Here is a 20,808-nt window from a genome sequence, read left to right as displayed (position 1 = left end):
TTGGACTTTCTAATCATGAATTACTTTATTGTATTCAAGCCAGTTTTTTGTTTCTGGATTATAAAGAAAAATTGTATTTTGTTCCTGTAAATCATTTACTCTTACTAGAACCCATTCTTTAGTTGAACGAGTATGGAGATGAATTAATTCTTCATTTTTGACATTAGTTTCTGAAATGAACTTTACAGTATAGTAAACTTTTTTTAATTCACCTATTTCTTTAAGATAGAGATACATAATCGCAATTAGGAAAACCCAAATTACTATTGGACCAACTAAAAATTGAATAGCCTGTTGAGATGTTAGATCAAATTTTAGTATTTGTTCTTTAGCTAAATAGAAATGCATGGCTTGGGTAAGTAGACTAGCAACCACAAGTATAATATATATAAGTTTGTTTAGACCCAAATACATAAAAATGATGCCATTTTTGATGAAAATAAGAGCATTTTTAGTTTTATTATGTTGGTTTAGCCACTCATTTTTTTTGTTAATAAAATTTTGGTAACTGTTAATTGTGTGTAAATAGTTTAAAGCGGTACGAATTATTTTAAATGCAATATAAATTAATATAGAGATAATTAAGATGAAAACTAACATAATATCTATAGTATATATTGTATTCAATTTAACTTTTGTTGGTTTAGGAAGACCAATAAAATATAAGGAGAACGATACAAATTGGAATAGAAGATAAAATCCAATAAAGGCCGTAATAGATTGTGTCATCTTTGTTAAAAACCTAATGTGTTTTCCTTCAAATATTAAATCAAAATTGGTTTTCTTATTATAGATAATTAGAACGCCCAAAAAAGAGGATATGGATAGAATTATTGGAAAAGCTTTAGATAATCCTTCAGAAAAAGAAGCTATATCTTTTATAAAAGTCATTTATATCAGTTCCCTTCTACAACTTTATATAACAATGAATATTAATATGTATGGGTCTTTAAATGAACGTGTGGTTGCTTAATCACCTGATTTGTTGCACCTTGCTATTTTATCTTGATAATCAAGTGCCTGTTTTTTTGCGATCGGATTGTCATCCATTTGTTCTAATTGAGATAACGCAGAACGTGCTGTATCGCAATCCATTTTTTCAATTTCTTGTCTCTCGAATCGTTCACGGCGAGAGGCTGCCGCCCTATCGAAAGCTTCCTCTTTCTCTTTTGGATCAGCGGCTTGAAGTTTTCTTATTTGCTCCTCCTTGAATCGCTCCGATTCGGGTCCTTCTATTTTTGGTGCTGATTGATTACTGGAATCATTTTCGTCGAGTTGTTTTTCTTGATTCTGATGTTGCTCTGCTTTGGTTGCTTGTTCTTGCTTCGCTTTTTCTTCCGCTTGGCGTTGCACTTCAGCTTCCTGACGTTGTTGTTCTTCTTGTTTTACTTTTTCTTCTACCTGATGTTGTTCTTCTGCACTCTTTGTTTCTTCTTGTGCGTGTTGTTCGTCTTCTTTAACTGGATTGTTAGTATCACAACCAACTAGTCCAATAGATAAAAAGAGCACTGTAAATGGTACTAGGTACTTTTTCATTATTAATCCTCCATAAGTTAATAGAATTGCATCTGCTTTCTTAACAAATATAGGTTTTTAAACGGGCGAATCCGCTAGGAATCCCATAAATCTCCGCAACTTCTTGAATAGATAAACGAGTATCCTTATAAGTAGAAATCATTTCACCGGTAAGTAACATTTCCACAGCAAATGTATTTGCTTCAATTTCTAAGCGATCCACTGAAAAGAAGGTTTGGTTACGCAAGAAGGGAGTATTTGCTTTAGGATGAAGTACAGCATGACCTAATTCATGTGCACAAACAAATCGTTGAGTAGTTTCATTAATTTGATTATTAATATGAATGAATTTAAAGCGTTTATAAGTGTTGTAAAAACCAAGAGTATTCCCTAGGTCTTCAAACAACACTATAATACCTTTTCGTTTAGCAATTTCAAAGGGGTTTGTTGTGCCGTGCTTTTTTGCGATTTTCAGTACGTAGTCTTTAATCTTCATTTCTCGCTCCGTTCAATCTTTTTTGTACTTGTTTGGAGTGAATTTTTGTTTGGCTAATTGTTTTGCCATGCGCATAGAGTTTTCTAGAGAAATACGGATCATTTCTTTTGTGTGTTCATCTATTGGTTCTCCATCAAACATTAAAGCATCTTCGCTATTTTCTAATTCTTCTAATGTTTTTTCTAAATCACGTGCAATATCACGTTCTTCTTTTTTAGAAAGTTTGTTAGACCTACCCAATAATTCGTCTGTAGATATTTCATATAAATCAGCTAATTTTCCTAATGTTGTTGTATCAGGATCACGATAGTCGCGTTCATAATTTGAAAGGACAGTATTTGTAATACCGATTTTTTCGGCGACAAACTTTTGAGACCATTTGCGTCTTTCTCTTTCTTTTTTTAATCTATAGCCTAAAGTCATAGTTTATCCTTCCATTCTTCCATTTGTCTTTTCGTTAATTATTTTAACAATATTTCACGTTATGTGAAACTTTATTCACTAAAAGTTAATAAAACCATTGGCTTTCACGTTACGTGGAATGAGGTGGTGTTAAATGGAGATTAATCAAAAGATACGGGAATTAAGAATTTCTAAGGGTATTTCACAAGTATTTATGGCAAAAGAACTTAGTGTTTCTGTATCAGCTTATAACATGAAAGAAGCAGGGAAACGTTCGTTTAAAGCACAAGAATTAAAGTGTGTTGCAAAAGCACTAAATGAACATCCATCAATTTTTTTTGACTAAATATTACACGTAAAGTGGAATTCGTGTTAAAACTTGTGTAAAAGTAGGTGAGAAAATGCTATCAACTAACATGGCAGTACCAACAGAACCGTCGCATAAACATATAAAAAGCACTTCAAGAGGTGACACCATGAGCCAACAAGAAGAATATGCGGCGACTTATGAATTTGGAAAAACGAAAGTCCATGTTGTGGCTCCTGAGCCAAAATCACAAAAGGATATTGATAAAATCCGTCAAGCATATTACAAGGCTGGTTGGGCCATCATCAAAGAGATACAAGTAAAAGCAAATGTTGAGGAATAGTTCCTCTCTTTTTATACGAAAAGTAGACAAGTTATATATGGACTAAGTTCATTGTAACCATTTGAAAACTAAATATGGAGGCGAACAGATATGGGAACAAGCATATACTGCAATTCAGCAATAGGAGAATTATTACAGAATGCCAGAGAATGTTGTGACAATGTTCAGCTGAAAACGAAGAAAGGGTTATCTAAGTACCTTGGTATTACACATGAAAGACTAACCCGTATTGAATCTGGACTTTCTAAACCAGAATTTGAACTTGCGATGGATTGGTGCTATGCAACAGGAGCAAAGTTGAATCAACAAGCGATCAAACATATTTATGGTGTTGGATTGCCGCCTACAGATCCACGATTAACTCAGGATGTAAATCTACAATTGATGAACTACATTAAGCAAGCTGAAGAGGGAATTGCGGCGGCTAAAGAAATTATGAACCTACAGGTTACAACAAGATCATGGAAGCATGATGAAAAAAAGAAACATGAATACGCAGTTCATGCAAAAGAAATCTTCGATACAATCCAAGCTACTCAATGTGTAGTACAAGCCCTTGAACAAGTTCATTTTGGCATTATAGAACAAATACAAAGAAGTTGGTTGCAAAAGGCTATGGCAGAAAACGTTATTATTCAATCGGTGGATAGCTTAATGAATTTAACAAAGCTGCTGTAAAGGAGGAAGAAAAATGACAGTAGATTATAAGAAACCAAGTTTAAGAGAATATAAGGAATTAATTCGTTATGATGCAAAACTAACTGGTGAAATTAAAATAGCTAAAACATTTGGCGATGATAAAAAGTCAGGAGAATTACAACAAGAAAAAAAGTTAGTGGGAATTCGAATCAAAATTATTGAGGCATCATTTACTTTAAAACATAAGTGGGCAAAAGAAAAAGCTACCGCCTAGACAACAGTAGCTCGCAATAAATTCTACAAAATAATTATACCATTTTATTCATTATTTAGACAAGCCACTGTGCTTGTCGTTATGACCAGAAAGGGGTTGTCCCTCCCATACGGCTACAATGCTCCTTTCTGGTTGTAACGATGCGTACAGCATCAATTTAATTAGAAAGGAGATGTAATTCATGACACATAAATACGATCGTCTTCATGATCTAGTTCTTCCAGGAGACTTTTCATTTGCGAATAAACTTCGTAACTGTATGAGTGAATGTATTCATAACATGTTTAATGCAGAATCAACTGAAGAATCAAATCACTGGGAAGAAGAGCTAGAGCGATGTATAAGGGAATTTAAAATGCTTCGTGATACAAAAGAGGAACATGAGGCATCGATGAGTTATCGTGTAGTGATTAAAGATTTAAGAGCAAGAGGAGTTAACGCCTCTTTAGTAACACGTAGAAAATAAAAAATCTACCACTTGGCAGAGTGATAGATAAATGGCTTTGGAAAAAATATTTGAATTAATTATATCAAATTAGCTTTCGTATAACAACGGAGTGTGTTGCATGCTTTTAGACAAATCATTACATAGAGTGTTGCTGAATCCTAAGATACTTCAGCAAGCGACATCAGAACAACACCTAATTTACTTAGTAAACCAATATCTCAAAATAGGATACAAGAATTATCGCTTATTACGTATAGAAGACGGATTCGCGATATGTAAACGGGAGGATGAATAATATGGCAGTTTATAGACCAGTACATGTTTCATTTTGGCAGGATTCATTTGTTTTAGATCTTACACCGGAGGAAAAGTATTTCTACTTATATTTGATGACAAACAGTAAGACGTCTCAATCAGGAATCTATGAGCTTCCACTTCGTATCATTGAAACTGATACAGGGTACAACCGCGAAACTGTTATGAAGCTATTAGAACGTTTTGCAGAGTACGGGAAAATTAATTACAACCAAAAAACAAAAGAGCTGTTCTTAATCAACTGGTTAAAATTCAATCCGATTAAAAATGTGAACATTGAAAAGTGTGTATTAAAAGAAATTCAATCTGTGAAGGACCAGGATTTTTTAGTTGATTTCTATGAAACTTGCTTGGAATTAGAAGTGCAACAAGAATTTAAGATTCCAAGAATTAAGGAGTATTTATCAGTGCGTTTGGAGGGGTTTATAAGGGGCTTCCAAGACCCTAGCAAGGAAGAAGAAAAAGAAAAAGAAGAAGAAAAAGAACAACAACAACAACAAGAAAAACAACAACAAGAAAAACGCGTAAGCGCGGAAGAAGTTGTTGAGGTTAATCCGATTTCTTTTTACGAACAAAACTTTGGACTGATTACACCTTTTATTGCAGATGGTATTCATGCATGGATAGATGATTTAAATGCAGAGCTTGTTGTAAAAGCTATGGAAATCGCTTTAGAGAAAAATACAAGAAACATGAATTACGTAAATACGATTTTAAGAGATTGGCATCTTAAGGGATTGAAAACCGTAGCGGGCGTTGAAGCAGCTGACAAAGCATTTCGTAATCAACGATTAGCAAAAGGGCAACAAAATATTCAGGCTTCTTATCAACAAAAAGGCTTATCGGAATCTACTAAAAACGTAATACAGCAGCAACAAGCATGGGAGCTGAACATTCCAACAGAAGAAGAACTTGCAGTACTTAACCAACAGAATGCGTGGTTGGCCAAATGAGTAACGATATGATTCGCAATGTTGAAGCTGAACAAAGTGTTTTAGGTAGCATAATCCAAGAAGGCGATTTAATTAAAGATTGTCAGCTAAAGGTAAAACAGTTTTCTTTACCAACACACCAAGTAATTTTCAAGGCAATGAGAGAATTAGAGGATGCTGAGGTTCCGATAGATCTTGTTGCTCTTATTGGAAAATTTGATGAAAGCTTTATGCATCAAATTGGCGGAATCGAATTCTTTGTAAACTTAACAGAAGTTGTTACGACTACTAAAAATTTCTCGTATCACGAAGGCTTAGTTATCGAAGCATGGAAAATGAGACATGCTCAAGAGGTTGCTGGTAATTTATATAACCGCCTTCAGCAAGATAGGGATATGAGTGCTATTAGTACATCAATTGATGAATTAAGCGCCATTGAAGAAACGGGTTACTCAGATGAATTTAACTTGAAAGATACGCTTGTTGATTTGTATAAGAACATGCAAATTGATGTAGGGGATTTAACCGGTATACCAACTGGTTATGACGACTTAAACAGAATGACCGCAGGATTGCAAGAAGGTGATTTAATTATTATCGGTGCCCGCCCTTCGATGGGGAAAACAGCATTTGTATTAAACATTGCATTCCATGCAGCAAGCGCTCATACAGCAACAGGGGTCTTTTCTCTAGAGATGGGCGAAGAACAGTTACTTAAGCGTATGATCTCAAGTACTGGAAATATAGATGCTAAGAAATTAAAGAACCCTAAAAAGCTATGTAATTTAAAAGATTGGGAAAAGATTAGTCAGGCTATGGGCTTGATAAATGATTTACCATTAGAAATTTACGATAAAGCAAATGTAACGATGCAAGAGATTTACGCAAAGACTAGGAAATTAAAGCGTAAGTATCCTGATAAAAAGGTGCTAGTCGCAATTGATTACTTGCAGCTTATTGTAGGTGATCCGAAGCATAGAGGAAACCGCATGCAGGAGATTGGGGAGATTAGTCGCAAGTTGAAACTTATGGCACGAGAACTAAATGTATGTGTAGTTGCTCTATCACAATTAAGTCGTGCTGTTGAGAGCAGACAGGATAAACGCCCGTTACTATCAGATTTACGTGAGGATGGTCAAATTGAGCAAGATGCGGACTTGATTGCATTCTTATATCGTGAAGATTATTACGACCGTGAAACAGAGAATAAAAACATAATAGAAATCATTTTAGCGAAACAGAGAAATGGCCCAGTTGGTGTAGTTGAACTAGCATTCATTAAAGAATTTAGTAAGTTTGTAAATTTAGAGCGTAAGTTCAATCATCAACAGGAGGCTTAATCATGTTGTTACGGCAAGAAGTAGAACGTAGAAAACTAGCAATTATTCGTAAATTATTGGGATTAGGATTAGCTGAAATTAACGGACAAACATTAGATCAACTAACGTTAACGCAGCTTGAAGGGATTTTAATAGCAAGTTTGCAGGTGTTGGAGGGAACAAGCGATGACAAAGCAGCTAACAATCTTTGATGTTGAACCAGTTGTGTCATTTGATCCTAAGAAAGCTCATGTTCATCGGTTAAATTCTAAACTACGTTTTGCTGACGTTGTTGTACAAATACCACGTCAAGCCAAAGCGATTGATGAATTAAAACCAACGACAGCGCCTGATGAGTGTTACGAATTATTTGAGGATTATACAATTGGGATTTGGCGTTATAAGCGAGTGGAGGATAAACAGTTTGATTGGGAAGAAGCTGAAGAGATATGTAAGCGAGCAAGGGATAGCAAAGAACCGATTCCAATACGGCTTCATCTATCCTTGGAACAATCATTTGTTCCTGAGAATGTTGTGCAGTATTTATAAGCAAATAAAAAAGCCGAGAATACTCCCGACTACTTTTGACAAAGTAATTATATTATGGGAGTGGTGAATGTGGCGATTATTAAAGAAGATATTGCAGAAATGAGAGCGGAAATTTCGCTTGTTGAAAATATGATTTATGTCGTTAAAGACGGACAAGTACATCCGATTGAGCCGCCTACAAGTGGTCATGGTGAACAGTCCTTTGTATATAAAAGTGGAAAAGTGACTCGTATGGATGAGCGGAAGACGAGATTAATTTAATACTATTTTAGAAAAAAAGATTTGAGAAATAAATAAAGTGAGATTTATAGGGAGTGTGGGAGCTAACTTAATGAGCTTTTTATTTTCAAAAAAGTATGTTTTAATTTGCGAGGATGATAGGACTGTGAAAAGGTCTATACGAATTGATATGAGGTAGAGGGTATAATCGTTTATTTTGATTGTAAAGCAATTGAATTAATGGGAGAGTATGAAACACAAGGCCCAGACAAAGTTTAACTAGAATCTTTATCTGGGTTTTGTCTATGTATTTGATAGTATAGAGGGTGAAAATGCTATTAGAGAAAAAAGTCAATTTGTAATGTTAATAACTTATACTACCAACTGTATAATCATTACTGTAATCTATACTTGCAGAAACCTTCTTCTTTTTGTCACCAGATATATAGCCAGATACCTCAAGCCTACTACGAGAGATATTTGTAGAAAATTCTACTTTTGTCACTGTAATATCCCAATTTTTCTCCTTTTTAAAATACTCGATAGCGGCTTGTGATGCTTTTTCTTTCATTTCATTTTGTTCTTTTTCACTATAAGGGTGGGTAGCCTTATAAATTTGATATATAGTGCACGAACCTAAACCTAAAACAACCAATAACGTTATTAAAAGGAGTTTTTTCATTTCTTACCACCTCTATTTTTCATTCGGTTTTGAAGCTTGGACATCCCTGTTTAGGTGGCTATCTGAAATCACATAGGTTTCTTTTTTCATAGAAAACTCCCCTCCATAGTAAACAGATCAAGGTGATTTCTTTTTACTGTCTGCTATAAGGGGAGCGTATCAAATCTAGGTCTCTTTTTTATGGTGAGGAAAGTTCTCTTACTTCGTAATCATTGGTAGAAGATACTACAACAGAAAAAGTTTTATTTTTATCATTAGAAATATATCCGTTAACAAAAAGTTTTAATCCGCCCAATTCACTTGAAAATTCAGTATCTGTAATAGTAACATCAATATTTTTTTCTTTCTTAAAATATTCAATCGTAGCTTTGTTTGCTTTATTTTTAATTTCTTGCTTTTCTTGGGGAGTCATTGACATTAAAGGATTTGCTGTATGTATGAATTTTATAACTGCGCAAGAAGCCATACCGACAAGAATTACACTGATAATTATTGTAATTTTTAGTGATTTTTTGATTGCAATTCACCTCCCGCTATTATTATACTTATATTACCAAATGAATGGGGTTAAGGAAAGAGGGAGAAGGGTTGACTACTATTATATCAGATTCAACTTATAATAAATTATCTGAGGCTGCATATCAAAAAGAAGATAAAATAGACATTGCCGGTTGGAAGCCAATACACCCAAAAGGCGCAAAATTGCATGACCCTGAAACAGGTTTCGATGCAGTTGTTTTTCAAAATGAAACAACTAAAGAAATTGTTGTTGCTTATAGAGGAACGGAAGGGAAAGAATCATTAGATAGATCGGTGCCTGATTTTTTAACTGATGCAAAATATATATTAATGGGTAAGAATCCGATACAAGATGGTGAGAAAATAAATCCGTATGATAAAAGTCAAGTAATAGCAGCTAACCAGTTTACACAATCAGTATCACTTTTAGAAATAGTAAAAAATGAATATCAGGGTGCGAAAATTTCAACTACAGGACATTCTTTAGGTGGTGCCAATGCTCAATTTGCTAGTGCAATATGCGGTGTACCTGCTGTTACTTACAGTGCCCCTGGCATTTATGATATGCTTCCAAAGGACATAAAGAAAAAAGTAGATGCAGGAGAATATAAAGGACAAATAACTAATTATATTAATCCGAAAGATTCAATTTCTGGTGGTGCTCTAAGAGAAGATAAAACACATATTGGTGATACCTATATGGTCAATTCTGATTTTAAAACAGCAAATAATGACTATGGGATGCATCAAATTGATAGGTTTTTAGATTCAATAGGAGCAAAGGATTATCACGGTCTAGGAAATTATCACTTTGATAGTTTCGGTAATATTAATAATTCCATGTTAGTAGACGTAAACACGGGTCACAAATTATATAAGTCTCCCAGATATTCAATACAGCATGGTGAAATCAAGATAGTCATGGAATACTTAGAAGAATCAGCAAAAAAAATGCAACAAAGTGCGGAAGAATTTCAAAATCAGATACCACGAGTAGTTTCAGAAGTAATGCAGCATCTTAGTTCAACTAAGAGTCAACGTCTGGAGAGAAGGATTGAAGAATTGTATCATTGCTTAGATCAAACCAGTAGAGTATATGCGACAAAAGCCAGGGAAGTATCAGCTTTTATTAAGAGAAAAGCTGATGAATATAAGGCAGCAGATGAAAATTTTCAAGGATTTGAGTGGTTAAAAAAATGAGACAAATGTATTTTAATGAAGAACATATAGAAGCAGCATTAGGGCGTTTAACGAATTTGATTATAGATATAAATAAAAATCAAGAGAGAGTAAATGATATTTATAATCTTATACAAGCAGGTTGGTCGCAAAATGGAGCTGGAAAGAAAGCGATTGAGGATTTGGAGTATTTACGAAAAGAACTAAATCACTCTGTGAATGAAATTGAAACAAAGAAACAGAGGTTGAGAGATGATTGGGAACTTATTAAAGCAGTAGACAGGAGCTATAAATAAGTATATGAAGATGTTCAGAGCCGAAAGGCTCTATAGTTTTGCTTTAAAATGAAATTTTTATAGAAATTTCATTTTGTCATAAATAAAAAGGCGGTTGTTTCCACAACCACCTTTTAGTAAAATAAAGTACTTTTTCAGAAAAAATATTGAAATAATTCAAATCCGCATCATTTGAATCAAAGTAGCAGCAGGTACCCTAATTCCTTCTAATTGATTATTTTTAGATACAAGCCAATTGTTTTCATCCAATAGGATTGGATTTACATCATCTGAAGGTGGATTATTTTCATAATTTAGATTTTCGTTATTCCCCACATACTGAATTCATAATGATATTCCGTTCTTTCGATACATACGCCGAATTCTAAATCATCACCAACTAATACAAAATCCGCATACCCAGTTAGAAATCTTGATATGGTTGATAACTCTTCTAAATTATCAAATACTTCAGCAATGTTTAGCTTAACTGCTTCAATTTTACCACCCTTAGAGAAAAAGAGTCTTCCTTGATTAACTGGAAATTTAATAGTTTTAGCTGTTTCTTTTAACAGTGCTATTGATAGTCTTCCGTTTTCTTCATAATCAGTGCTACCAAATTTTTTTATGTTTGAATTTTGTTCTAGCGTATTAAATAATTCTTTACAAAATAAATCATTAGATTCTGCATCCATAAATGAGTCCATAGAAATCGTAACAATATTAGAAAGTTCGTCTATTAGTTCTTTTCTACTAGCGTTTCTTTTTGCTTTCATTTTTAGAATTTCGATTCGGCTTTTATTCATATTACTCAAAATCGTTCACACCTTTAGTTTCTTATTTTTTTCCTTTTTTCTTGTATCCTTCAAAATCTTCCGGATAATGTCCAGGGTGTTGGTTATATCTTCCTTTTTCCAGTGGGCTTCCTTTTTCATCATCTGCAGTATGGAAATGGGAACCCCTTCCCATTTTATCTTCTCTATGCTCAATTATATATACTTTTTCATTCTTAATATTAGAATATTCTTCTACCCACCTATGTTCACTAGTTCCATCAAAGATTTGAGTAGGTTTTTGGCGTGGAGTAGAGTTTGGGATTCCAGCGTTACGTCTAGCTTTACGATATGCGCCATTACTGGTTAATAATTTGTCCTGTCTCTCAAGATGAGCTTTATAATTTTCAGTAGCTCTAGCAGTTTTAGCGGCTTTAGTAGCTTGAGCTGCATCTGCAGTCATTTTTACACCTTTTCCAACTTTAGCGAGTTTTCCAAATGGTGTAATACCAGCTACGGCCATTCCGCCTGCAAAAATTCTATCCCAGGTTGACAGTTTTTCTCCAGTAGAAGGGTCAACTCCATCCCAAACTCTTTTAATATCATACTCACCAGTTAATTCACCAGCAATATCTCGAGCTAGTTTGCCGCTATCAAATCCTTTTTCTTCAGAAGAAGGTTTACCACACATTGCGCCTTCTTCCAACGTAACATCTTGATCATCCGCATTACGGAATTTTTCAGCAATTCGTTTTAAATCTTCTTCCACTTGTATAATTGAATTGATAGATGTAAAAGCTCTTGGTCTCGCATCATTGAACATTTGAATGAACTGTTGATTAGAGGCACCAATCCATTGAAAACACAATTGATCTATTTCATTACATAAATTATTATGTATAGATTCTAATGCGATTCGGGTATTACTTGCACGATTAGCAACTTCTTCTAGCATTTCAGGTGTTACTTTGATTTGAACCATTTTTTTCCTCCCTCCCCCAATTAAAATTATGAGACAAAAAGAAAAAAATGTAAATACAGAAACTTTAGATTAATATAATAATATTCGCGTGAAATAGAATCTGCTTAATTGTAAATGATGCCTATATATGTTAAATATTTTCTTGCAAAAGAATAGTTTTATGAACAAAAATTATTATCTGGTTCTATATGTAGATGATTATATATTGATTTTCATCTTTATAAATGTTAGGGTAAATATACACCGTTTCTTATTTATCTATGAGTACTGTCTGTAGAACGAATAGAATAATTTGAAAAAATCCCCTTTTGCACCTATATGCAGAAGGGGATTTTAATATTTATGAGATTTAAAATTTACTTTTAGATAACGCTTTAAGTACTGGCTTTACAATTAAACCTATTAAACGAAAAGTTTTAAATATAGAGCGTACAACCTTCATGAAGATGCCCCCTAACAGAAATTATATGTTAAGTATGTATTATTTCTTTTCTTTAACTTCACATTCAGCTTCAATGAAATTTAATATTTTACCTTTTGAATCATTATTTTCAAATTTAGTGTTATATAAGACTACTCTAGTACAACTTCTTTATAGCTTTCATATACATGTCTGACCCTTGATTTATTAAGATAAAACCATCATTAACCTCAGAATTATTCATATTATCTAGGTAAACGTATACGTCTTCTATCCCGTCACGCATAATTTTCAACGAACGTAAAATAAGTTCATGAACATCTTTTTGCCCATCACCAGGTGTTAGAGCATTGAATTTGTTTGTTACGTTTGATACATTAGCTAATGCGTCTCTGAAACGCTGTTTTGATGTACTTAGCGTACTATCTTCATTAATTATCTTAGACATTTCACCCATAGAGGTTTCTAACTCTTTAGTTAAATCCATAACTTCAGTCTTATAAGCTTTTGCTGCTGGGCTTTCTTTAGCAGTTTCTTGTTTGTCTGATGCATCTAGAGATGTACTATCTTTTAAATGGTCTTTAGATACCTCACAACCTCCACCCACAAGCATGAGTGCAAGTGCGAGATATACTAGTTTCATTGCTTTCATTTTAGTGTATTCTCCTTGTGATATTATTTGTTTCTCTAGTTAGGGCTCTCTTCATTACTTAAGCCAACATTAATGCAGTAAATAAATAAAAACCCCCTTATATATGTAAATCAAAATATAATTATAGCAGGAATAAGTGGTTGAGTTACATAATTGTTGTAAAAAATCTAATTTATACTTTCTTAAGCTCACATAAACCCATATTCAAAGTAAAACTTGTCCGTCCATTAAGCTACTTACAATCCCTTTGGATGGGTTATTGTATTAATGAAGAGTAGGATATACATGTATGGAAATGAAAATAAATTTACAACTTGTGAAATGATTATATAATAGAAGAAAAACGAAATATTTATATTGTCGTCACCCTGTTGGCGTCAACCTCATGCGCCTAATGGCCACAAAAAATATCTATTTCGTCCCATTCGGTCAAGATGCGCCAGAGAAAAAACCGAACTCAATGGTAGCTCGTATGGAGTTACTGGAAGATACAGTATTAGAAGCGCTGCAAGGAAAGCAATTGCAACCGGTGGTCGTAGAAAAATTCAGATATATGAATTAAAAAACGAAAAAAAACGGACAATTTTTGATGAAACCATCATTCTTACTGTAGAATATGATAAAATTAACGTTATTAAGATTAGAAGGGGTATTGTATACTCCTTCTGATTCTAAGTTATAGAAGGATTGGTATCTAGAAAGGGGCATAGTGATGGAAAAGCAAAAAACTTTTCATGTCGCTGTAGTTGGAGCAACCGGCGCAGTTGGTGAACAAATGTTAAATACTTTAGAGAAACGAGAATTTCCAATCGGGAAATTAACGTTACTTTCATCTAAACGATCTGCAGGTAAGAAACTTGTATTTAAAGGCGAAGAATTTACAGTTCAAGAGGCAACTCCTGAAAGCTTTGAAGGAGTAGATATCGCACTATTTAGTGCTGGTGGATCTGTATCGAAACAATTAGCGCCAGAAGCAGCAAAACGCGGTGCGATTGTTGTTGATAATACAAGTGCATTCCGTATGACAGAAAACGTGCCACTTGTTGTACCTGAAGTAAATGAAAACGACTTAAAAGAACATAATGGTATTATTGCAAATCCAAACTGTTCTACAATTCAAATGGTAGTAGCTCTTGAGCCAGTTCGTCAGCAATATGGTTTAAAACGAGTAATCGTTTCCACATATCAAGCTGTATCAGGTGCTGGTGCGGCAGCTATTGAAGAACTTCATGAACAATCACAAGCAATCTTAAATGGCGAAGAAGTTAAGGCAAATGTTCTTCCTGTATCAGGTGATAAGAAGCATTTCCCAATTGCTTTTAATGCGATTCCACAGATTGATAAGTTCCAAGATAATGGATTTACATTTGAAGAAATGAAAATGATTAACGAAACAAAAAAAATTATGCATATGCCTGAATTAGAAGTAGCGGCAACATGTGTACGTTTACCAGTTGTATCAGGACACTCTGAGTCTGTTTACATCGAAGTAGAAAAAGAAGGCGTAACAGTAGCAGAATTAAAGAGCTTACTTGCAAATGCGGAAGGTATTGTTCTGCAAGATAATCCAGAAGAGCAGTTATATCCAATGCCAGCTACTGCAGTAGGTAAAAACGAAGTATTCGTTGGAAGAATCCGTAAAGATTTAAATAACGATAAAGGATTCCATCTTTGGGTCGTATCTGATAACTTATTAAAAGGCGCTGCATGGAATTCTGTTCAAATTGCAGAGCGCTTAGTAAAATTACAATTAGTGTAAACGGCTAAGAGAAGGTGCAAAATATGAAAATAATTGTTCAAAAATTTGGTGGCACATCAGTACGTGATGACAATGGACGTAAGCATGCGCTTCATCATATAAAGAAATCATTAGCTGCTGGTTATAAAGTAGTTACTGTCGTATCTGCTATGGGTCGTAAAGGTGAACCATATGCAACGGATACGTTATTAAGTCTTGTAAATCAAGAGGAATCTACTATTTCTAAACGTGAGCAAGATTTATTATTATCGTGCGGAGAGTTAATCTCTGCAATTGTTTTCTCTAATATGTTGAATGAGAACGGTATAAAAGCAGCAGCATTAAATGGTGCACAAGCTGGTTTTGTAACGAATGATGACTTTACGAATGCAAAGATTATTGAAATGAATTGCGATCGTATACATGAAGAGTTAGAAAATGTAGATGTAATCGTCGTTACAGGATTCCAAGGGCAAACGAAAAAAGGTGATACGACAACACTTGGACGCGGAGGTAGTGATACTTCAGCTTCAGCATTAGGTGTTGCACTTCATGCTGAATACATCGATATATTCACTGATGTAGAAGGTGTTATGACTGCGGATCCTCGTATTGTAAAAGATGCACGTCATCTTCAAACTGTAACGTATAACGAAATTTGTAACATGGCTTATCAAGGTGCGAAAGTCGTTCATCCACGTGCAGTTGAAATTGCGATGCATGCAAAAGTGCCACTTCGTGTACGTTCTACGTATTCTGATAGTGAAGGTACGCTTATTTCAGCATATGACGGTGCTACAAGAGGTCGTGATGTAGAAGAACGTCCTGTTACAGGTATCGCCCACGTATCAAACGTAACGCAAATTAAAGTGCTTGCAAAAGAAACGGCATATGATTTGCAACAACATGTGTTTAAAGAGATGGCGAACGAAGGAATAAGTGTCGATTTAATTAATATTTCACCTACTGGTGTAGCATATACGGTGAGTGATAATGTATCAAGTCATGCAGTTAAATTATTAAAGAACCTTGGATATGAGCCAATTGTGACAGAGCATTGTGCGAAAGTATCTATTGTTGGAGCTGGAATGGCAGGATACCCAGGGGTTACTGCGAAAATCGTTACAGCTTTAGCGGAAAAAGGTATTCAAATCCTGCAATCGGCAGATAGTCATACAACAATTTGGGTTCTTGTAAAAGAAACTGATTTAGTGGAGGCTGTAAATGCATTACATAGTGCGTTTGAGCTTTCAAAAGAAAAGCAACTGGAACAATAAGGAGTGAGACCATGATAGATTTTGGGACAATTGCAACCGCGATGGTAACACCGTTTGATATAAACGGGAATATCGATTTTGCAAAGACAACGAAATTGGTAAATTATTTAATTGATAACGGTACAACAGCAATCGTGGTAGGAGGAACGACAGGAGAATCTCCTACATTAACTTCAGAAGAGAAGGTAGCGTTATATCGCCATGTCGTATCTGTTGTCGATAAAAGAGTGCCCGTAATCGCTGGAACAGGTAGCAATAATACGCATGCTTCTATTGACTTAACTAAAAAGGCAACAGAAGTTGGTGTGGATGCAGTAATGCTAGTAGCACCGTATTATAATAAGCCGAGTCAAGAAGGAATGTATCAGCATTTTAAAGCAATTGCTGAAAGTACGCCGCTTCCGGTTATGCTATATAACGTTCCAGGACGATCTATTGTACAAATCTCCGTTGATACAGTTGTTCGTTTATCAGAAATAGAAAACATTGTTGCTATTAAAGATGCCGGCGGCGATGTGTTGACAATGACAGAAATCATTGAAAAAACAGCGGACGACTTTGCGGTATACAGCGGTGATGACGGTTTAACGTTACCGGCTATGGCAGTTGGAGCGAAAGGTATCGTTTCGGTAGCCTCTCATGTTATCGGAAACGAAATGCAAGAAATGATTACAGCATTTCAAGCAGGAGAATTTAAGAAGGCACAAAAATTACATCAATTACTTGTAAGAGTAACTGATTCATTATTTATGGCGCCAAGTCCAACTCCAGTAAAAACAGCGTTACAAATGGTTGGATTAGATGTAGGTTCTGTACGTTTACCACTTCTTCCATTAACAGAAGAAGAAAGAGTAACGTTACAATCTGTAATGCAATCTATCCCTCGTTAATAAAAAATGACCTAGTGTAGGACTAGGTCATTTTTTATTATATGCAAATCTTTTCCTCTTTTTCTTACTTATATGTGTTCTTATAAGAATATTAATCGCTTCTTCATTATGTGTATAAGAAAATAATCGTACCCCTTTAACTGAGTCAAAAAATGATAGATATTATGGCATAAACGTAATAAACTACGGTGTCTGTTTTTAGAGAAATCCCCTCAAATGTGACGTAATTCATAAAAAAACTCCATTTTGTAAGTGTTTTTGTTGGATTCTAGAAAAATAAATCTTGAAACTCCCTATTATGAAATGAATTTAGCGTATGTATGGCTAGTTCTTCAAAATAATATGGAGTATAAAATCGGAGTAAATATAAAGGAAATACGTTCGATACTTTTGTTGTCATTCCGTTCTTTTCCTCTTTCTTTCGCACGATTTAACTTGTGTTCTATTTCTTGTATCAGGTATAATATGGCTAAGTAGCTTAGTACGGGTATGCTTAGCAAAATTGGGAAAAATTATAATTTAATTAAATTTTCATATCATATCGAATAAGATATTTGATTTATATAATGAAAGAGAGGTGAAACCTGGTTTAAAAAATAAACAAGGACATGATATCGCATAACGGTAAGGACATTCGTCTTGGACGGTGAAAATATGGTGGTTGTAGAGTTTCCCCTGGTGTCTCTGCAATTTTAGTGAAATCAGTGTTTGCAAGATTTTTAAACCAGGCAACAACATGAAGAGAAAAGAGAATGAGTCTGTTAAAGTATTTGCTCTTGGTGGAGTAGGTGAAATCGGGAAAAACATGTACTGTGTTGAAATTGATTCTGAAATCTTTATCGTAGATGCGGGGTTAATGTTCCCGGGAGATGAAATGTTTGGAATTGATATCGTTATTCCTGATATTACATATTTAGTGGAAAATCAAGAGCGAGTAAAAGGTTTATTTATTACTCACGGTCATGAAGATCATATTGGTGGAATTGTGTATGTGCTTCGTAAATTATCTATTCCAGTCTATGCAACGAAATTAACAGTAGGACTTATACAAGAAAAACTTGGTGAAGCGGGCATGTTAGGCCGTGTAGACCTAAAAACAATCGATTCAAATTCAACAGTAGAGTTTAACACTACAACAGTGTCATTCTTCGGAACGACACATAGTATTCCGGATTCTGTTGGCGTTTGTTTCCATACATCAAAAGGTGCAATCGTGTATACTGGAGACTTTAAATTCGATCAAACTCCAATTGGAAATAGTGGAGCAGATCTTGGGAAAATGGCGCAAATCGGAAATGAAGGTGTACTTTGCCTATTATCTGATAGTACAAATGCAGAGCGTCCAGGGTATACAGGTTCAGAAAAAGAAGTTGGTGTAGAAATTTCTAAAGTGTTCTACGGCGCAGAAGGTCGTATTATCGTTGCTTCATTTGCATCGAATGTACATCGTATTCAACAAGTATTTGATGCAGCTGCCGAAACAGGGCGAAAAGTAGCGGTAGTAGGACGTAGTATGGTGAAAGTAGTAGACATTGCAAGACGTCTTGGTTATTTAGATGTTCCAGAAGGTATGGTTATTTCATTACAAGAAGTAGACAACTTCCCAGAGAAAAAGGTAGCTATTTTAACGACAGGTAGTCAAGGTGAACCGATGGCTGCTCTATCTAGAATGGCAAAACAAGCACATAAACAAATTTCAATTCGTAAAGGTGATACTGTTATCATTGCTGCTTCGCCAATTCCGGGTAATGAAATATCTGTATCAAAAATTATTGATTTGTTATTTAGAGCTGGAGCTGAAGTTGTTTATTACGGCGAAAGAAAAGTTCACGTTTCAGGTCACGGTAGCCAAGAAGAATTAAAATTAATGTTAAATTTAATGAAACCGAAGTACTTTGTACCCGTACATGGTGAGTTTCGTATGCAAAAAGCACATGCGTATTTAGCTGAAGATGTAGGTATTACAAGAGAAAATATCTTTATCGTAGAAAAAGGCGATGTAATTGCTTTTGGTGACGATGAAGCGAACTTAGTCGGTAAAGTACAAGCTGGTAATGTTTTAATTGATGGATTAGGTGTAGGTGACGTTGGTAATATCGTTCTTCGAGATAGAAAGATGTTATCTCAAGATGGAATATTAGTAGTTGTTGTAACACTTGGTAAAGATGAAAAGAAAATTATCTCTGGTCCAGAAATCATTTCACGTGGTTTCGTATATGTTCGTGAATCAGAAGCGTTAATTGAACGATCTACAGAGATTGTACGTATGATTGTTGAGCAGTCAATTAAAGAATATTCGATTGAATGGTCAATGTTAAAACAAAATATTCGTGAATTATTAGGACAGTTCTTGTACGAAGAGACAAAGAGAAAACCTATGATTTTACCGATTATTATGGAAGTATAAAAAAGATCACCCTTATGGGTGATCTTTTTTTCTTTTTAACCCTATCGAATGAAATTTATAACTTAAGAAATAATAGTTATATACGAGTGAAAGGGGATGCGAAATGACAGAACGTGATCGATATACAAATGAAGAAAAAGAAGCTGAGCCAAAAGAAGCTGGAAAAGAGGCTTCAATAGTAGAAAAAATTCAACAGCTTGGACAGACAAATGTACCACAGATGAATGAATCACGTATTCATTGTTTAACGATTATCGGACAAGTGGAAGGTCATGTTCAATTACCGCCGCAAAATAAAACAACAAAATACGAGCATATCATTCCGCAAATTGTTGCGATTGAACAAAATCCAAAAATTGAAGGTTTGCTGTTAATATTAAATACGGTTGGAGGTGACGTTGAAGCTGGACTAGCAATTTCTGAAATGGTAGCTTCACTTTCAAAGCCAACAGTATCTTTAGTTTTAGGTGGGGGACATTCCATTGGTGTACCGATTGCTGTTTCTACTGACTATTCGTTTATTGCGGAAACTGCGACGATGACAATTCATCCAATTCGTTTAACAGGTCTTGTCATAGGTGTGCCACAAACATTTGAGTATTTGGATAAGATGCAAGAAAGAGTCATTCGTTTTGTGACGAAGCACTCGAAAGTAACAGAAGATCGTTTTAAAGAGCTTATGTTTGCGAAAGGAAATTTAACGCGAGATATTGGGACGAATGTAATTGGTGGGGATGCAGTAAAGTACGGTCTTATAGATGATGTTGGTGGTATTGGAAATGCAATTCGAAAATTAAACGAATTAATCGATGTTCGCGCGGAAGGTAGTGCAGAAGGGACAATGTTACAATGATTTTATATACAATTATGCCAGAGCAACTTGTGTATCCGGCCGATTATTCACAATGTGAAAGTCAAAAAGTTGTAAATATAAATGGTGTGGAATTAATGGTTTCTGAAGAGGAACATGGATGTTATTCTATTGTACGTGTGCTAAGTACGGACCCACTTCACTATTTAGAGTTTGAGCCAGGTCAGAAAATAACCTTTTAGCAAAAAGAAGGATTTTGTTTAGAAGCTATGGTATAATATAAAAAACAAGACGGTTGAGCAGCCATGAGTAGGCTGCTTTCTTCTGTTTATTTAGCATTTTACAAGAAGTGTAAAAATAGAAGATATAAAGACCTGAAAAATAGAGAAAACAGACATATAAATAGAGCGTTTTTAGGAGAGCTTTACTTATATGTAGAACACG

28 protein-coding genes and 1 pseudogene are annotated in these 20,808 nt (G+C 34.7%); 19 read left to right on the top strand and 10 right to left on the bottom strand.

What is annotated here, in order from left to right; all coding sequences use genetic code 11:
• Positions 1 to 9: 9 nt before the first annotated feature.
• The 4 genes from AC1Q51_RS06205 to AC1Q51_RS06190 form a co-directional block, all read right to left on the bottom strand.
• Complete coding sequence (locus AC1Q51_RS06205) at positions 10 to 891, bottom strand: hypothetical protein (RefSeq protein WP_492331454.1); 882 nt, start codon at positions 889 to 891, stop codon at positions 10 to 12.
• 78 nt (positions 892 to 969) lie between these two features.
• Positions 970 to 1,536: a hypothetical protein gene (locus AC1Q51_RS06200; RefSeq protein ID WP_016512393.1), complete on the bottom strand. Its 567-nt coding sequence runs from the start codon at positions 1,534 to 1,536 to the stop codon at positions 970 to 972.
• A 40-nt stretch (positions 1,537 to 1,576) separates the two neighbouring features.
• Positions 1,577 to 2,011, bottom strand: coding sequence for an ImmA/IrrE family metallo-endopeptidase (locus AC1Q51_RS06195; RefSeq protein WP_492331453.1), 435 nt, complete (start codon positions 2,009 to 2,011; stop codon positions 1,577 to 1,579).
• 12 nt (positions 2,012 to 2,023) lie between these two features.
• A complete protein-coding gene (locus AC1Q51_RS06190) occupies positions 2,024 to 2,434 on the bottom strand; it encodes a helix-turn-helix domain-containing protein (protein ID WP_000172329.1) in 411 nt (136 codons plus the stop codon).
• A 133-nt stretch (positions 2,435 to 2,567) separates the two neighbouring features.
• On the opposite strand from AC1Q51_RS06190, the gene AC1Q51_RS06185 reads away from it, so the two are divergent.
• The 10 genes from AC1Q51_RS06185 (at position 2,568) to AC1Q51_RS06140 (ending at position 7,800) form a co-directional block, all read left to right on the top strand.
• Positions 2,568 to 2,759, top strand: a complete 192-nt coding sequence (locus tag AC1Q51_RS06185; protein WP_000405167.1) for a helix-turn-helix domain-containing protein — start codon at positions 2,568 to 2,570, stop codon at positions 2,757 to 2,759.
• Positions 2,760 to 2,814: 55 nt separating this feature from the next.
• Positions 2,815 to 3,063 carry a hypothetical protein gene (locus AC1Q51_RS06180; protein WP_097877249.1) on the top strand — a complete coding sequence of 83 codons (249 nt, stop codon included), beginning with the start codon at positions 2,815 to 2,817 and terminating at the stop codon, positions 3,061 to 3,063.
• Positions 3,064 to 3,153: 90 nt separating this feature from the next.
• The gene (locus tag AC1Q51_RS06175; protein WP_492331452.1) at positions 3,154 to 3,741 is read left to right on the top strand and encodes a sporulation sigma factor-processing peptidase; all 588 of its coding nucleotides are present in this window, start codon (positions 3,154 to 3,156) and stop codon (positions 3,739 to 3,741) included.
• A 13-nt stretch (positions 3,742 to 3,754) separates the two neighbouring features.
• On the top strand, positions 3,755 to 3,976 hold the full coding sequence (locus AC1Q51_RS06170; protein ID WP_492331451.1) for an RNA polymerase subunit sigma: 222 nt from the start codon (positions 3,755 to 3,757) through the stop codon (positions 3,974 to 3,976).
• 181 nt (positions 3,977 to 4,157) lie between these two features.
• Positions 4,158 to 4,442 (top strand): hypothetical protein, encoded by a 285-nt coding sequence (locus AC1Q51_RS06165; protein ID WP_492331450.1) that lies wholly within the window; start codon positions 4,158 to 4,160, stop codon positions 4,440 to 4,442.
• A gap of 278 nt (positions 4,443 to 4,720) precedes the next feature.
• The gene (locus tag AC1Q51_RS06160; RefSeq protein ID WP_492331449.1) at positions 4,721 to 5,692 is read left to right on the top strand and encodes a DnaD domain-containing protein; all 972 of its coding nucleotides are present in this window, start codon (positions 4,721 to 4,723) and stop codon (positions 5,690 to 5,692) included.
• Positions 5,689 to 7,011 carry a replicative DNA helicase gene (dnaB, locus tag AC1Q51_RS06155; RefSeq protein WP_492331516.1) on the top strand — a complete coding sequence of 441 codons (1,323 nt, stop codon included), beginning with the start codon at positions 5,689 to 5,691 and terminating at the stop codon, positions 7,009 to 7,011. The genes AC1Q51_RS06160 and dnaB overlap by 4 nt, the downstream gene beginning before the upstream one ends.
• A gap of 2 nt (positions 7,012 to 7,013) precedes the next feature.
• Positions 7,014 to 7,202 carry a hypothetical protein gene (locus AC1Q51_RS06150; protein ID WP_016512402.1) on the top strand — a complete coding sequence of 63 codons (189 nt, stop codon included), beginning with the start codon at positions 7,014 to 7,016 and terminating at the stop codon, positions 7,200 to 7,202.
• Positions 7,177 to 7,539, top strand: coding sequence for a hypothetical protein (locus AC1Q51_RS06145; RefSeq protein WP_016512403.1), 363 nt, complete (start codon positions 7,177 to 7,179; stop codon positions 7,537 to 7,539). The genes AC1Q51_RS06150 and AC1Q51_RS06145 overlap by 26 nt, the downstream gene beginning before the upstream one ends.
• Positions 7,540 to 7,608: 69 nt before the next feature.
• Positions 7,609 to 7,800 carry a DUF3954 domain-containing protein gene (locus AC1Q51_RS06140; protein ID WP_016512404.1) on the top strand — a complete coding sequence of 64 codons (192 nt, stop codon included), beginning with the start codon at positions 7,609 to 7,611 and terminating at the stop codon, positions 7,798 to 7,800.
• A 322-nt stretch (positions 7,801 to 8,122) separates the two neighbouring features.
• Here the strand turns inward: AC1Q51_RS06140 and AC1Q51_RS06135 are convergent, their stop codons facing one another.
• Together AC1Q51_RS06135 and AC1Q51_RS06130 are read right to left on the bottom strand one after the other, a co-directional pair.
• Positions 8,123 to 8,440, bottom strand: coding sequence for a hypothetical protein (locus AC1Q51_RS06135; RefSeq protein ID WP_492331448.1), 318 nt, complete (start codon positions 8,438 to 8,440; stop codon positions 8,123 to 8,125).
• Between the two features lie 178 nt (positions 8,441 to 8,618).
• The gene (locus tag AC1Q51_RS06130; RefSeq protein ID WP_016512406.1) at positions 8,619 to 8,906 is read right to left on the bottom strand and encodes a hypothetical protein; all 288 of its coding nucleotides are present in this window, start codon (positions 8,904 to 8,906) and stop codon (positions 8,619 to 8,621) included.
• A 122-nt stretch (positions 8,907 to 9,028) separates the two neighbouring features.
• Here AC1Q51_RS06130 and AC1Q51_RS06125 point away from each other — a divergent pair, with 122 nt between their 5' ends.
• Together AC1Q51_RS06125 and AC1Q51_RS06120 are read left to right on the top strand one after the other, a co-directional pair.
• On the top strand, positions 9,029 to 10,159 hold the full coding sequence (locus tag AC1Q51_RS06125) for a Tle-like phospholipase domain-containing protein (protein WP_492331447.1): 1,131 nt from the start codon (positions 9,029 to 9,031) through the stop codon (positions 10,157 to 10,159).
• A complete protein-coding gene (locus AC1Q51_RS06120) occupies positions 10,156 to 10,434 on the top strand; it encodes a hypothetical protein (protein ID WP_002161963.1) in 279 nt (92 codons plus the stop codon). The genes AC1Q51_RS06125 and AC1Q51_RS06120 overlap by 4 nt, the downstream gene beginning before the upstream one ends.
• Before the next feature lie 156 nt (positions 10,435 to 10,590).
• Here the strand turns inward: AC1Q51_RS06120 and AC1Q51_RS06115 are convergent, their stop codons facing one another.
• The 4 genes from AC1Q51_RS06115 to AC1Q51_RS06100 all read right to left on the bottom strand — a co-directional run bounded on the left by AC1Q51_RS06115 (position 10,591) and on the right by AC1Q51_RS06100 (position 13,241).
• Entirely contained in the window at positions 10,591 to 10,749 is a 159-nt protein-coding gene (locus AC1Q51_RS06115; RefSeq protein WP_175495686.1) for a hypothetical protein, read from the bottom strand.
• Complete coding sequence (locus AC1Q51_RS06110) at positions 10,728 to 11,228, bottom strand: YxiF family protein (RefSeq protein WP_098200689.1); 501 nt, start codon at positions 11,226 to 11,228, stop codon at positions 10,728 to 10,730. The genes AC1Q51_RS06115 and AC1Q51_RS06110 overlap by 22 nt, the downstream gene beginning before the upstream one ends.
• A gap of 22 nt (positions 11,229 to 11,250) precedes the next feature.
• Positions 11,251 to 12,168 carry a WXG100 family type VII secretion target gene (locus AC1Q51_RS06105; protein WP_000249941.1) on the bottom strand — a complete coding sequence of 306 codons (918 nt, stop codon included), beginning with the start codon at positions 12,166 to 12,168 and terminating at the stop codon, positions 11,251 to 11,253.
• A 578-nt stretch (positions 12,169 to 12,746) separates the two neighbouring features.
• Entirely contained in the window at positions 12,747 to 13,241 is a 495-nt protein-coding gene (locus AC1Q51_RS06100) for a hypothetical protein (RefSeq protein ID WP_088047312.1), read from the bottom strand.
• 373 nt (positions 13,242 to 13,614) lie between these two features.
• On the opposite strand from AC1Q51_RS06100, the pseudogene spoVFB reads away from it, so the two are divergent.
• The 7 genes and pseudogenes from spoVFB to AC1Q51_RS06065 all read left to right on the top strand — a co-directional run.
• Positions 13,615 to 13,803: pseudogene (spoVFB, locus tag AC1Q51_RS06095) on the top strand (dipicolinate synthase subunit B); the annotation flags it as partial.
• 150 nt (positions 13,804 to 13,953) lie between these two features.
• On the top strand, positions 13,954 to 15,000 hold the full coding sequence (gene asd / locus AC1Q51_RS06090) for an aspartate-semialdehyde dehydrogenase (RefSeq protein WP_000414846.1): 1,047 nt from the start codon (positions 13,954 to 13,956) through the stop codon (positions 14,998 to 15,000).
• A 23-nt stretch (positions 15,001 to 15,023) separates the two neighbouring features.
• A complete protein-coding gene (dapG, locus tag AC1Q51_RS06085) occupies positions 15,024 to 16,256 on the top strand; it encodes an aspartate kinase (protein ID WP_000692450.1) in 1,233 nt (410 codons plus the stop codon).
• Positions 16,257 to 16,267: 11 nt separating this feature from the next.
• Positions 16,268 to 17,146, top strand: a complete 879-nt coding sequence (gene dapA, locus AC1Q51_RS06080; RefSeq protein WP_000564763.1) for a 4-hydroxy-tetrahydrodipicolinate synthase — start codon at positions 16,268 to 16,270, stop codon at positions 17,144 to 17,146.
• Between the two features lie 736 nt (positions 17,147 to 17,882).
• Positions 17,883 to 19,553: a ribonuclease J gene (locus tag AC1Q51_RS06075; protein ID WP_000823089.1), complete on the top strand. Its 1,671-nt coding sequence runs from the start codon at positions 17,883 to 17,885 to the stop codon at positions 19,551 to 19,553.
• A gap of 103 nt (positions 19,554 to 19,656) precedes the next feature.
• Positions 19,657 to 20,406 carry a translocation-enhancing protein TepA gene (gene tepA, locus AC1Q51_RS06070; protein ID WP_000139807.1) on the top strand — a complete coding sequence of 250 codons (750 nt, stop codon included), beginning with the start codon at positions 19,657 to 19,659 and terminating at the stop codon, positions 20,404 to 20,406.
• Positions 20,403 to 20,606, top strand: coding sequence for a YlzJ-like family protein (locus AC1Q51_RS06065; RefSeq protein ID WP_000605020.1), 204 nt, complete (start codon positions 20,403 to 20,405; stop codon positions 20,604 to 20,606). The genes tepA and AC1Q51_RS06065 overlap by 4 nt, the downstream gene beginning before the upstream one ends.
• Positions 20,607 to 20,808: the final 202 nt, after the last annotated feature.

This window comes from Bacillus sp. MT94, assembly GCF_058792475.1.
Note: the sequence above shows the minus strand (reverse complement) of the source record. Positions and strands in the feature narration are given on the sequence as shown.